General features: G+C 43.2%; 10 protein-coding genes. 3 read left to right on the top strand and 7 right to left on the bottom strand.

The window, feature by feature from the left end:
- Window positions 1-28: 28 nt before the first annotated feature.
- Window positions 29-619 (bottom strand): rhomboid family intramembrane serine protease, encoded by a 591-nt coding sequence (locus QUB24_RS16125; RefSeq protein WP_333154164.1) that lies wholly within the window; start codon window positions 617-619, stop codon window positions 29-31.
- 470 nt (window positions 620-1,089) lie between these two features.
- Here QUB24_RS16125 and QUB24_RS16120 point away from each other — a divergent pair, with 470 nt between their 5' ends.
- Window positions 1,090-1,467 carry a Mo-dependent nitrogenase C-terminal domain-containing protein gene (locus QUB24_RS16120; protein ID WP_333154162.1) on the top strand — a complete coding sequence of 126 codons (378 nt, stop codon included), beginning with the start codon at window positions 1,090-1,092 and terminating at the stop codon, window positions 1,465-1,467.
- A 388-nt stretch (window positions 1,468-1,855) separates the two neighbouring features.
- Here the strand turns inward: QUB24_RS16120 and QUB24_RS16115 are convergent, their stop codons facing one another.
- Both QUB24_RS16115 and QUB24_RS16110 read right to left on the bottom strand, forming a co-directional pair.
- On the bottom strand, window positions 1,856-2,314 hold the full coding sequence (locus QUB24_RS16115; RefSeq protein WP_333154161.1) for a hypothetical protein: 459 nt from the start codon (window positions 2,312-2,314) through the stop codon (window positions 1,856-1,858).
- 449 nt (window positions 2,315-2,763) lie between these two features.
- Window positions 2,764-2,946 carry a ribbon-helix-helix domain-containing protein gene (locus QUB24_RS16110; RefSeq protein WP_015178554.1) on the bottom strand — a complete coding sequence of 61 codons (183 nt, stop codon included), beginning with the start codon at window positions 2,944-2,946 and terminating at the stop codon, window positions 2,764-2,766.
- A gap of 231 nt (window positions 2,947-3,177) precedes the next feature.
- Here QUB24_RS16110 and QUB24_RS16105 point away from each other — a divergent pair, with 231 nt between their 5' ends.
- A complete protein-coding gene (locus tag QUB24_RS16105) occupies window positions 3,178-3,351 on the top strand; it encodes a hypothetical protein (RefSeq protein WP_333154159.1) in 174 nt (57 codons plus the stop codon).
- Window positions 3,352-3,441: 90 nt separating this feature from the next.
- Here the strand turns inward: QUB24_RS16105 and QUB24_RS16100 are convergent, their stop codons facing one another.
- From QUB24_RS16100 to bchB, 4 genes are all read right to left on the bottom strand, one after another.
- Window positions 3,442-3,948 (bottom strand): GNAT family N-acetyltransferase, encoded by a 507-nt coding sequence (locus QUB24_RS16100; protein ID WP_333154158.1) that lies wholly within the window; start codon window positions 3,946-3,948, stop codon window positions 3,442-3,444.
- Window positions 3,949-3,951: 3 nt separating this feature from the next.
- Window positions 3,952-4,242, bottom strand: a complete 291-nt coding sequence (locus tag QUB24_RS16095) for a DUF1778 domain-containing protein (protein WP_333154157.1) — start codon at window positions 4,240-4,242, stop codon at window positions 3,952-3,954.
- 159 nt (window positions 4,243-4,401) lie between these two features.
- Window positions 4,402-5,127 carry a hypothetical protein gene (locus QUB24_RS16090; RefSeq protein ID WP_333154155.1) on the bottom strand — a complete coding sequence of 242 codons (726 nt, stop codon included), beginning with the start codon at window positions 5,125-5,127 and terminating at the stop codon, window positions 4,402-4,404.
- A gap of 289 nt (window positions 5,128-5,416) precedes the next feature.
- Complete coding sequence (bchB, locus tag QUB24_RS16085; protein ID WP_190659189.1) at window positions 5,417-6,943, bottom strand: ferredoxin:protochlorophyllide reductase (ATP-dependent) subunit B; 1,527 nt, start codon at window positions 6,941-6,943, stop codon at window positions 5,417-5,419.
- A 1,067-nt stretch (window positions 6,944-8,010) separates the two neighbouring features.
- Here bchB and QUB24_RS16080 point away from each other — a divergent pair.
- Window positions 8,011-13,524: an AAA family ATPase gene (locus QUB24_RS16080; protein ID WP_333154154.1), complete on the top strand. Its 5,514-nt coding sequence runs from the start codon at window positions 8,011-8,013 to the stop codon at window positions 13,522-13,524.
- Window positions 13,525-13,681 lie beyond the last annotated feature (157 nt).

The raw sequence follows: 13,681 nt of genomic DNA, 5'->3' as shown, positions 1-13,681 counted from the left end.
GATGATAGGATGCAGCCTCAGTCTTATTCTAGTTAATTCGCCGTTTCTGCCGGCCCAAAAGTTGAGCTGTTAATACGCCGCCGACAAAGCCAAAGAAATGCGCTTGCCAGGAAACTCCCTGCTGCGAGGGCAAAACTCCCCAAATTAAACTGCCGTAGAAGAAACCGACAATTAAAGATACCAAAATAGATGTAAAGCTGCGTTCAAAATAGCCCCGCAGCAGCAAAAAGCCGAAGTAACCAAAGATTAATCCGCTGGCACCAATGTGAACGGAATAGGGCGCGCCAGTCAGCCAAACTCCGAATCCGCTGACTAGCACAGTGACGGCACTCACGATAAAAAAGTCGCTCATTTCTCGCAGCATTATCAACCAACCCAATGTCACAAAAGGGAGGGTATTGGCAGCTAAGTGAGCAAAACTGCCGTGCAGAAAAGGCATCAACAAGATGCCTTCAAGTCCGTCGATGCTGCGGGGGCGGACTCCGTAGTCATTCAGCCTGCCTCCGAACAGGAAGGCATCGACAATTTCGATAATCCAGAGGAGGGAGACGAAGCCGCCGAGAATGGCGGCGTGGCTTTGCAATTCGCGGGCGATAGCTTTGGTTTCTGGGTTACTCATGGGTTGTGAGGGCGGTGATACCGATTATTTCTAATTGTAGGAGTTTCTGGGCGATCGCGAGCAAAGATTGTTGGGTCGAGGTTTCAGGGTTTTTTGCAGCAGAGCTTATTTAGAAATATTATAAGTTTTATTAAAAATTCCGCATTTTCACGTATAGGATAATTCACCTGGATGCGTCACAATTGTAATTGAACTACAAAAGGAGAGTCAACCGAAGGTTGAAGCTAAAACGTAGAAGACAGAATTTTTACCCTATCAATCAATTGTTGGGCTGGAAATGAGGACACTTTTTAGAGTGCACACCGTCTTTTAAAAAAATCAGGAACTACTTTTCTCGCCCTAAGTCATTAATTTAAGAAGTTCAATCCGGTAAAGCAAAACGAGATGCTGTAGATACTGATTGTAGATAATATCGCACAAGCTCTACAGAGAGTTCTTGGCACCTCGTTATAAAAGAGGAAGAGAGCAAAATGAACGTATTTGAGCATACAGTCTCCTACCGAACTCTGCCAAATTGGGTAGGATTTGGTAAACAAGAAACCGCCGTTAATGTCGCTACAAATTCTCAACCTTACGGTCAAAAGCCACACTTTGACCCCTTGCATCCGCTAAAACAATGGCTTGATAACACTGCAATTAAAAGTCAAAAGTTGGCTCGGTTGCTGTGTAAGTTTATTCCCAGCCAGTGTCCGTTTGAGCGAGAAGTCAAAATTGGCGATCGCACTTTATTATCCATTCCGCCACTGTGCAAGTTAAATCCGCTTTACGAGCAAGTGGTTGGGCTGCGCTTTCGAGCTTTGTGTTATTTGGCTGACGAATGTGGCGAAGATGTAAGTCCTTATTGTTAATTCTGCAAAAACTTAAATTTCTCACTGTCTTTTCACCCTCCCTTCTCCTTGTTGGGGAGGGTTTTTTTATTTTGAGATTATTCGGCGGTTGAAACTTGTTATATCAATTCCGGTTACACCGGAATTATTGTTGACTGTTGACTGTTGACTGTTGACTGTGAGTCAAAAAACTGAATGGTTGAGTGTTAACTGTTGACTCGATTTTATTATTTTGATGCAACCGGAAACGATATTAACCTCAAACTCAAATGTGGCGAAGCGCCGGTCATTTGAGTTCGAGGTTAAATTACACAAACTTTCGTCTGCCTCAGCAGAAAAGCCTGATATTCTGTTAGATCCCCGGCTTTTTGAAGAAGTCGGGGCTTGAAAGAGCGATCGCATTTACATACTAAAGGGAGCGAATCACTCGTTGTTCGAGAATGCGTTTGCCTTTGTTATAAATACTAAGGCTGGCTCCTGTAACAATGTAATCGTAGGTGCCATTTTTGGCCACGTAACCAGTCCCCTCTTCAGTTCGAGCACGCAGGGCGATCGTGCTGCCGTTACTCTTTTTAACGCCGTAGTAATATACTTGATTGGCGTGGTTGTAGCACAGATAAATCCGAAAGTTGCTGGTCTCGAAATAGTTTGCCAGTGTCTGTCTTTTGCGAACACAAAAATCTCTCACCTGTTTTTGGGGAGTGGATACCTTAGCTATTTGTATTGTTTCAATCGGAGACTGAGTGCGAGACGCTGTTGGTGCAGTGCTTGTGTTCGATTGTCCTAGAGCAAAGGTTGCCGCTGGATTGCTGGCAAATAGCATTAAACCGAGTAAGCTGGTTTGTGTGAGTCTTGCTGTGAAGTTCATAAGTCATTCGTTTAAAATATGTTGATGCGTCTAATCTAGGTAAGTTGGATTGATTAGGGCGATCGAACAGTACAGTTTTCACAATTGGCCTCAAGGAGGAAATCCTGGGATGCAATTTCCGTTTCCCCTGAAATATTGCACCATTTTCAATAAGCTTTCAGGGGCAGGCTAGAAGCCCGCCCCACACAAGGATTGAATGTATAGTCGAAAGCTGGTTACTGAGAATGATATTTTTCTGGGAGTTTCTCTGCAACTGACTGGCCGGCGGACAATTCAATAACTGGCACTTTCGATTGCTGATAGGACTTATGCACTAACAAGCGATCGCGAGGACAAAACAGAGAATTATTTTAAATATTGGGCGCCAACTGCGGGCGCTGATGCTAATTTTCATCAATTTCGATAAGTGCGATCGCGCGACACGCCCCCGTAACCCACGAGGGAAGTCTTTACGTGTCGCTTTTGGGCTTTTCCGGTTCAGAAGGTAGATCTCCCTTTTTTTTCGCTTCCAAAACGGCTGTTTCAACGATAAAAGCGATCAAACTAGCTGTGGGTCTACCTTGCCGATCGGCCCACAGTTCTAAGGATTCATAGATGTAGTCGGGGAGTGTGATGTGAACGCGCTTGCTCACTGTCAATATTTACTGTTTGTGAACGCTCCCAATCATACAAGTTTACGCCGATCGCGGTGTTAGAACGCTATTTTAGTAATTTTATGCTACCAATGAGGGCCTTTTGTGCAACAATTTGTACAGCACACCACAGGTGCAAAGTCAAAAGCCAGTCCCCCGCCGTGGAAAGCAAGGACTGGCTATGGCTCCCATTAACAAAGGAGATACCTTTACAAAGGAGATACAACTATTATGCCGTATGAGAAACGTCTCAAGCCGTGGATCGTGGTTCGTTTGCTTCCAAATCTACAAAGGGTCGTTGTCGGTCGCTTTCGCAGTTGGTCTGATGCAGAGGGTCATTTGCGAGTTCTCAAACAACTGCTTCCGGCTGCTCGATTGACCTTAGTTTTCGATCCGATCGATTAATTTTGGTGGCGAGTTGATAAGCGTGCGATCGCCCTTGGTTTGAGAAGGGCGATCGCCTTTTCTAAGCTAAGACCAACTTTTGTCTTTTACCTATGTAAAAGCTTCTAATATCCTAGTCATGGGAATAAAAAGTGAAAGTTCATCGCCTTCTAAGGCAATAAACCCGTATTGTAAATAAAATCCCTTAGCTTGTTCGTTGAAAGCGTCAACTATCACTCCAAATACTCCTATATCTTCCGACAAACGAATCACTCTGTTAAAAGCATCGACTAGCAGTGTCTCACCTAGTCTTCTACCCTGCATTGATTGAGTTACTGCCAGTTTGCCGATCCGCATGACTGGAAGAGGATAGCGCGGCAACCCTCTCCTGTAATTTTCAGGCAGTAACTCTCGTTGTAATTCAGCCATACTTATTGAATAATAGCCTGCTACTTGACCGTCACCGCCTTGAGGAATTGCCACCCAAGTTTTAGCAATGCCTTTTCTTTGATTTTGTCGGGCGTATTTTTTGAGATACTGATTTAACTCCGGCACACCGCAATCAAAATTCTCCCGAATCACCCTGCTATCATCTATAGAGCAAAAAATCCATTCCATTATTTATTTGCGATCGTATTTTTGCCGATACCTCTCGATCGCTGCTTTCAGCTTAGAGTTAAGTTCTGGTGGGTTTTCAATCGCTGAGGTAACAATTTCCCAATTGGGTTCGGAAAGAACGATCTTTTCTGGTTTAAGTGGCAGTTCTTCGGCTAGATTTAGAGCAACTTCGAGCAGATATTCGCTCACACTAAGACCCCACAGGGTAGCTGCTTTTTCTAACAGTTCTTTTTGTTCCTGATTGATAGTTATCTCAAGGGTGCTTGTTTGGGGAGTTTGTGTAGGGGTTGACATATTTTTTCACTGAGAGCAAGGTTGGCTCATTTGATATTATAGCAATTTTTCAGGTTGGCGATCGCACTTGCTTTGAGAAGGGCGATCGCCTACTTCCAACGTATATCGAGATTATGGCTAATTTGTTCTATAACGCAGGTATTTTCAAACCACAGCATCTCATCTTTTAATTAATACTTCATAGCACCGATAGCGTAAATCAGGAGTTTTATTATTACCTTGCGTAGCCGAATAATTTTGAGGAATCAGCATCAAACCTCTTTCTTCTATTGACTTAATGCTGAAGTAATTAACAGGAATATCAAATGGAAAAACTGTTCCTTCTGCTAAAATTTCTTTAATGTCTTTTACATAATTTTCATAAACTAATAGGTAAATAGAGTTAGGACGTAAATAGCTAAGGCTTTCTACGATAAAAAATTCCTTTAAGTTATACCCATCCGCTTGTAACTTTTTGGCTATACTCCATCGGGTATGGATAGGTAGCCAAAAGTCAATATAAAAGTATGGATTTTGGTAATTTCCGCGACAAGTAATGGCTGTTTCTACTTCAGTTTTTTTCAGTTTAGTTTCTTTCAGCTTAATTACTCCTGAAATGTCCATGTCATTAATAGTATCAAACAAATCGTCAAGTAGATAACTATTCTCTTCATTGGGACGAACTTTTGCTGTAAATTCTTTGAGTATTAACAAAGCTTCTTCGTCACTAACTGTTAATGATGTATTTTTAATTTCGTCCCATTTTTCTATTTTGATATAAGTTTTAATATCTTCAATTGTCCAATCAGTCCATCTATCTTGACTAAGCGGAGAGTCAATACCATATGATTGTTGAAATTCGTGAAATTGTTCAAATTCTTGAATCCGTGATTCATCATTTGTCATAATTATCTGCTAAATGTAATTTTTTAACTTCGTTTCAATGCCTGAGTTGCAATAGTATTGACTGTTCAAAGGCTAACAGTAAGCTGGCAACCATGTCAAGGTGGTAAAGAAAGCTCTCAAACACCTTAAATTTCGTAAGAGGCGATCTTTAAATCTTCTTCTTTAAAGACATGATTACCAATAAACTAGGTTTATTGCCGATCGCGAACGTCTAGGATGGCACAAAGCCGTCGATCGAACCTTAACAGGGCTGACAGTGAGGTGGGCATTTGCCCACCTTACCAATAAACTACGCGCCGACAGATTCCTTCGCTGCGTACAGCACCTCAACGGTAATCTTATCAATCCCCCGATCGCGCGCAAACTTCTCAGTATTCCGCTTCACCTTACCCCGCACAAAGCCAGGGATTTTATTCAACTCAGCTTGTCCATCTTTTGTCCAACCCATATCAGAGTCAGCCGAAATACCCTTCGTAATCACTTCCTTGGTATCGTGGCCGCCGAAGATTTCCAGCAAGTGGTCTTCCATTCCCAAAGTGAAGGAATTGTAAACCAAATCTACGCACTGATTCGTGCCTTCATAACCCAAAAATGGCTTGTAGCCGATCGGGAAATTTTGGACGTGAATCGGTGCAGCAATTACGCCGCAGGGAATATCCAACCGCTTACCTACGTGGCGTTCCATTTGGGTACCGAAAATTGCCGAAGGTTCCGCTTTGGCGATCGCATCCCCGATCGCCCCGTGATCATCCGTCACCAGCACTTCATCGCAATACTCGCTGACCTGTTCCCGGAACCAGTCAGCGTCGTGTTTGCAGTAGGTTCCTGCCCACACAACGTGGATTCCCATCTCGCGAGCCAAAATCTTCGTCATCGCCGCAGCGTGCGTATTATCGCCAAATACGACGGCTTTTTTGCCGGTTAAGTTTTGGCAGTCGATCGATCGCGAAAACCAAGCAGCCTGCGACACAAATCGAGTTTGTTGGTCAATAAAATTTTCGTAATCAACATCCGCGCCTTGAGCATTCAAAACTTGCTGAATCTTGCGGATACAGCGCGCAGTTTCTACCACACCCATCGGCGTAATATCTACCATCGGCGTACCGAATTCTTTTTGCAAATACTCCCCGGCCATCATCCCCAATTCCCGATAAGGAACCAAGTTAAACCAAGCGCGCGGCAGTCTTTTTAAGTTATGAACCGAAGCACCTTCGGGAATAACTTCGTTGACTTCTATGCCCAAATCTGCCATCAAACGCTTCAACTCGGTGCAGTCGTGCTGGTTGTGGAAACCCAGGGTAGACATACCGATAATGTTGACAGATGGTTTTTCGCTTTTGGCTTCTACTAAATCGCCTTTTTTGCGGGCTTTGTTAATGTAAAATTGGACGATTTGATCCAAAGTGCGATCGGCTGCTTGGAGTTCGTTTACCCGATAATGGTTAACATCCGCCAGCAATACATCGCCTTTGGCATCCAATTGAGCTCGTTCCACGAAGTTTTCCAAGTCTTCTTGCAGAATGCTGGAGGTGCAAGTCGGGGTGAGCACGATTAAATCTGGGTGTTCTTCTCTGTCTTTGCGGGTGATGTTGTCCACCACCCGTTCCTGCGAACCCCGCGCCAGTACGTGTCTGTCAACGACGCTGGTAGTTACCGGGGTGAAATCCCGTTCCCTCTCCAGCATGGAACGCATGACGTTGAAATAGTCGTCTCCAATGGGTGCGTGCATGATTGCATGGACGTTTTTGAAGGAAGTGGCGACGCGCAAAGTGCCGATGTGGGCTGGGCCTGCGTACATCCAATAAGCCAATTTCATAGTTTTTTTCCTGGTGCTGGTTGAGAATTGCCCGATCGGGCGATTACTGCTAAATTTTAAGGTTGTTTCTGATTTTCTCACCGGATGAATCCTTGAGAAATACTAAGTTTCTGAGGATTTACACATTTGGGAAATGCTCAAACGCTTTGCCTGCTTGGCATTTGACTCGCAATTCAAACAACTTTACCTGGGTTTTATGGCAATAATTCTTAATCTTTCCTAAAATTTTCTTAAGAGTTAGGCAAATTTGATTAATGTAGGGTTCGCTGCCGCGCACCAGACAAGGTGCAATAATTCTGCATTTCTTGTCAAATTTACTCAGGTCAAACGGTCAATCGATTTTAGATTTTAGATTTTAGATTTTAGATTAAAGAATTGAAGCATTGACTTGCGCGAGATAAATTCGGGGGTTTGTTTATCGGATACAGGTTTTTTATTTCTGGACGGATGAATCAGGTGGCGGGTATCCTGGATGCTTTCGGTCAGTTAGTATTGTTAATCGATCGATCAAAATAGATATAACTGAAGGAACTTGCAGCTTCCGAAGCAACACTTAACTCCCTCCGCGCCTTGGTAGCGAATTATAGTTAAGATTTGCATCGGCCGTTGTTTTGAAGCACCCCAAATTCGTGCTCGATCGCCGGAAAAAATAAATCTTTCAGCACTTGCGTATTTTCACGAGATGTGGTGACGCTCCACTAAAGTCAAGCGATTGCTTAGAATCGGAGATGATTTAGTTGTCAACATGGCGATCGAGCATTAAAGTAAATCCTTGCACAAATCCTGTATTTGTGATTTTGTTTACCTAACTGCTGAGGTGACGAAAGCCCCAGCGTGCTTTTGTCAGCAGTAGCTCATTCCTGTCAAGGCCTGCTTTCCCACACATCCCAAAAGATAGCTCTTGAGCGATAATGAGGAATAACATAGGATTTACGAAAAGAAACCCGATTTACACGAAAAAATCTTGGGTTTGTCAACGACTAGCAACGAAGAAACCCGGTTTCTAGCCCGCCGCGCGTCAGTCCTGTAACATTGACCAAGCACACCTAATTTGAGAGAACCCAACTATGATGGCAATTCCCGGCGTTGCAGTTCTCGCTCTCATTTATGAAAGCAGCACTTCCCTGGTTTACCGCGGCCACAACGAGCAGAACAACCAACCTGTTATTATCAAACTTATCAAAGAAGACTATCCGACTCCTGAAGAACTGAATAGATACAAGCGCGAATATGAGATCACTGCCAACTTAAGCCTGTTGGACGGAGTTGTGAAAGTGTATAAGTTGCAACAGGTTAGAAATAGTCTGGCAATGATCTTAGAAGATTTTGGCGGGGAATCTTTAAAAATATTTATGGGTTCCCAAAAATTTACCATTTTAGGATTTCTAACTACTGCCATCAAAGTCGCTGAAACTTTGGGAGAAATCCACGGAAAAAATGTAATTCATAAAGATATAAATCCCTCTAATATAGTTTTTAATCCTGCTACAGGACAAGTGAAACTAATAGACTTTAGCATTTCAACAGCATCCAACCTGGAAAATATTCCCAGTAAAAATCCTAATTTTCTAGAAGGCACTTTAGCCTACATGTCGCCCGAACAAACCGGCAGAATGAACCGGGTAATCGATTACCGCACCGACTTTTATTCCCTCGGCGTGACCTTCTATGAAATCCTGGCAGGACAACTCCCTTTTCCCACTACAGATCCGATGGAGTTAGTTCACTGTCACATCGCCAAACAGCCAGTACCTCTCGCTGAAATAGCCCCAGAAATTCCTAAAGCTGTTTCAGATATTGTGATGAAATTGTTAGCAAAAACCGCTGAGGAGCGCTATCAAAGTGCTTGGGGACTCAAAGCCGATTTGGAATCCTGCCTGTTTCAGTGGCAAACATCTGGGTTTGTTTCCGATTTTCCTCTCGGCAGCCAAGATATTTCCGACAAATTTCAAATACCTCAAAAACTTTACGGCAGACAGCGAGAAGTTGAAACTCTTTTAGCGGCATTTGAACGGGTAGCAGCAACAAATAATCGAGGCTACCGCACCGACAATTCTCAAATTTCTGTCATCAAAAAAGAAAGCAAATCGAAAAAAGAAATTCCCTTGTCAGTCCTGGGGAGAGGACAGCATAAATCTCGCAGCGAGATGATGCTGATTGCCGGTTATTCCGGCATTGGCAAATCTGCAATGGTGAAGATTTTAGACAAACCTATTACCCGCAGACGTGGATATTTTATTTGGGGAAAGTTTGACCAGTACAAGCGAACTATTCCTTACTCTGCCGTTGTCAGCGCTTTTTCGGAATTGGTGCGGCAACTGTTAACTGAAAGTGAGGCTCAATTAGCAGTTTGGCGCGAAAAACTCCGCACTTCCTTCGGTCAAAACGGGCAAATTATTATTGATGTTATTCCCGAAGTTGAACTAATTGTCGGATCTCAGTCTCCTGTAGCTGAATTGGGGCCGACGGAATCTCTGAACCGCTTTAATTTAGTCTTTCAAAATTTCATTCGTGTATTTTGTCAGCCCGAACATCCGCTGGTAATTTTTCTCGACGATTTGCAGTGGGCTGATTCGGCTACTCTCAAGCTGATCGAATTGATGATGACAGATGAAGCTACGCAATATCTGTTTTTAATTGGTGCTTATCGGGATAATGAAGTTAGTCCTACTCATCCTTTAATGATGACTGTGGAGACGCTGCGGAATCAGGAAGCTATCATTAATCAGATTGCTTTGTCGCCGCTGGGGGTGGAAAACATAACTCATTTGATTGCCGAGACTTTGCACAGCGATCGAGAATCTGTCAAACCGTTAGCTGAATTGGTAATCAGCAAAACAGACGGCAATCCTTTTTTTGTCAATCAATTCCTACAAACATTGTATCAGGAAAACTTGCTAGTTTTTCACCCGCCCCAGTCGGGGAGCAAGGGCGGCTGGCATTGGGATATGACTCAAATTGAGCAGTGTGCTATCACTGACAATGTAGTAGACTTGATGGTACAAAAGTTGAGAAAACTGCCAAGTTCAACGCAGCAAGTTTTGCGTTTGGTGGCTTGTTTGGGCAATGAATTTGACTTGAATACTCTTTCTTTAATTAATGAAAAAGAAGCCTCGGAAACTTTTTCTCACCTGTTGCCCGCGATTAAGTCTGGACTGATTCTGCCAACTTCGGAATTGGAAAGCAAGTCATTAGATTACGTGCTGTTTCCACTATTAATTCTGAATTATAAATTTTTGCACGATCGCGTACAACAAGCAGCTTACGCTCTGATCGACGACTCGCAAAAAAAGGCAGTTCACCTGAAAATAGGCAGGCAAATCCTAGAAAACACTCCGGCTGAATATCGCGCTGACAGAATCTTTGAATTAGTCGATCACTTGAATGTAGCTCGATCGCTAATTAGAGACGATCGAGAATTAATTGAACTGGCGACGCTGAATTTAGACGCAGCCCGCAGAGCCAAAGATGCCACTGCTTATGTTGCTGCCTTGCAGTATTTAACCGCAGGCATGGACGGTTTGAGCGCCGATATTTGGGATGCCCACTACGATTTAGCCTTTGCCTTGCACATGGAGCGGGCAAATGTTGAGTATTTAAACGGTTATTTCGAGAAGTCTGAAGAATTTATTAATATAACTTTGGAAAAAGCGCGATCGCCCTTAGAAAAGGTAGAAATTTACAACCTGCTGATCGTGCAGTACACCCTGCGGGCGAAGTACGAAGAAGCCGTTAAAGCCGGAATCAAAGCTTTGGACTTGCTAGGCATTGACTTGCCCCTAGACGGGCTACAAAAAGTCATATCCGAAGAATTTGCAGCAGCTACAAATATTTTAGCAGGTAGAGAAATAGCTTCCCTAATAGACGCCCCCGAAATGACTGTACCAGACAAAAAAGTTGCAGTCAAATTAATTACAAACTTGCTGACATCGGCTTACCTCAAAAATCCCGACTTGTGGAAAGTCAGCGTTTTAAAAGGAGTCAATCTTTCTCTACAATACGGTTTAGTACCCGAAGCCTCTCTTTGCTATGCTGGCTACGGTATGTTCTTAAACGCAGTTTCGGGAGATTACAAAGCTGCGTATCAATTCGGCTTGCTCTCGCTGAATCTCAGCGAAAAATCTGGCAATATCGGCTTAAAATGCAGAGCCTGTTCATCCCTGGTCAGTATTTTTTATTACTGGTTCAACCACATCAAAGATTCCCACGCAATCAGCAATGAAGGATATCAAGCAGCTTTAGAATCAGGAGATTTAGAGTATGCGGGTTATATCCTGTCCAACCGCATAGCTAACTCATTTTTTCAAGGTAAAGAAATATCGCAAATTCTGCTCGACACGAGCAGGTATTTACAATTCAGCCAAAAAACCAAAAATCAGCTCGTAACCGATATATTATTAGGAGTAGAGTTAATCCTCCGTAACTTGAGCAAACTAACTCCTGAAAAGTTTGTATTTGAAAGCGAAGATATCAGCGAAGCTGAATACGTACACAACTGTCAAGCTCATCAAAATTTGTACTCGCTGTGCCTTTATCAGATTCGCAAATGCCAGGTAATGTACTGGTACGGCAACTTCAACGAAGCGCTACAACTAGCTTTTGAAGTAGAAAAACAGCTATCTTTTATTACCGGAGCGATACCCGCTACCGAATGGAATTTTTTCTTTTCTCTAACTTTAGCCGCCGTTTTCCCAAATGTTTCAGAAGACAAGCAAAAGGAATACTTGGAAAAGTTAGAGGACAACCAAAAACAGATGAAAATTTGGGCAGACAACTGTGCCGAAAATTTTCTGCACAAGTACCTTTTAGTACAAGCAGAAATAGCCAGAATTTCCAAGAAAGATTCAGAAGCTGTAGAACTGTATGATTTCTCTATAAATTTAGCCCAAGACAATGAGTTTGTCCAAAATGAAGCGCTAGCTAATGAACTAGCAGCTAAGTTTTGGTTGAGTAAAGGCAAGTATCAATATGCCAAAATCCACTTGCGCGAAGCTCACTCGTGCTATTTGCGCTGGGGTGCAGTTCGCAAAGTAGAAGATTTAGAACAGAAGTATCCGCAGTTGCGGGAAATGACGCCGATCAACGGAAGTTTTAACAACAATCAAACTACCACGACTATTCATACTTCTACGGGCAGCGATGCGAGAGTGCTGGATTTAGCAACTGTAATGAAAGCATCTCTGGCGATTTCTAGCGAAATTGTCCTCGATAAGTTGTTGGCTTCTTTGATGAGAATCTCCTTAGAAAATGCGGGTGCTCAATTAGGTTTTCTAATTTTAGTTAGAGATGGTCAACTGTTGATTTCAGCTAAAGCGTCAGTATTTGCTGAAGATGTAGCTGTGCTGCAATTTACGCCTGTTGGAGACTATCATGATTTACCTGTGACGGTGATTAATTATGTGGAAAGGACTCGCTCGGATTTGGTGTTGAGCAATGCGGCGGCTGAGGGACTATTCACAGCCGATCCTTACATCGCTAAACACCAACTGCAATCTATTTTGTGTACTCCCATCATCAATCAAGGCAAACTGATCGGCATTCTTTATTTAGAAAACAATTTGACTGTCGGAGCATTTACTCCCCACAGATTGGAAGTTTTAAGGTTGCTTTCTTCCCAAGTTGCTATTTCTTTGGAAAATGCTCTACTTTACAATTCGGTGGAACAGAAAGTGCAAGAGCGGACGCAGGAGTTAAATGAAAAAAACGAGCGTTTAGAACAAACTTTGCGCGAACTTAAACTAACTCAAGCTCAATTAATCCAAACCGAAAAAATGTCTAGCTTGGGGCAAATGGTCGCTGGTGTAGCTCACGAAATTAATAATCCTGTAAGTTTCATCTACGGCAATCTCAATCCGGCTAGCGAATACGTTAAAGACTTGCTAAAATTGATTGAGCTTTACCAGCAGCACTATCCAGAACCTGCTGATGAAATTCTAGAAGAAATAGAAACAATTGAGCTGGAATTTTTGAGCGAGGATTTGCAAAAGCTGCTGGATTCTATGAAAGTAGGAGCGGAAAGAATCCGGGATATTGTGCTAAGCTTGCGGAATTTCTCTCGCCTCGACGAAGCACAAATGAAGTCGGTAGATATCCATCAAGGCATCGACAGTACGGTGATGTTGCTGCAACCGCGCCTGAGAAAAGAGGGCGGGCGTTTGGGAATTGAGGTGATTAAAAATTACAGCACGCTACCCCTAATTACTTGTTATGCGTCTCAGTTGAATCAGGTATTTATGAATATTTTGACAAATGCGATCGATGCTCTCCTCGTAGCAAGAGATTGCCCGGAAAACTCTCATCAACAGCCTACGATTACAATTTCTACAGAGGTGACAGACAGGAATTCTGCCATAATTAGAATTGCCGACAGCGGGCCGGGGATGAGCACTGAGGTGCTGCACAAGATATTCGATCCATTTTTTACAACTAAGCCCGTGGGTTCGGGAACGGGTTTGGGATTGTCTATTTCTCACTCGATTGTTGTGAGTTCTCATGGGGGAAAATTGACTTGTGTTTCTGCACCGGGAGAGGGGAGCGAGTTTATTATTGAAATTCCGATCGCCCCCAGGCAAGTTTTGTAATCGGCGCTACCATCAACCAACAGCATTACTGAAAGAGTAATGATGTTTTAGAGAAAATGGAAGAATCAACGTCTCTACCTCTCTTTGTCTGCGTAAATCCGCTTGCGCCGTTCGTGATTGTTGACGATTCTGCGAAGCTGAGTGGGCATCGCTGTTG

Origin of the sequence: Microcoleus sp. B9-D4 (genome assembly GCF_036705105.1) — a bacterium.
GTDB lineage: Bacteria > Cyanobacteriota > Cyanobacteriia > Cyanobacteriales > Microcoleaceae > Microcoleus.
Note: the sequence above shows the minus strand (reverse complement) of the source record. Positions and strands in the feature narration are given on the sequence as shown.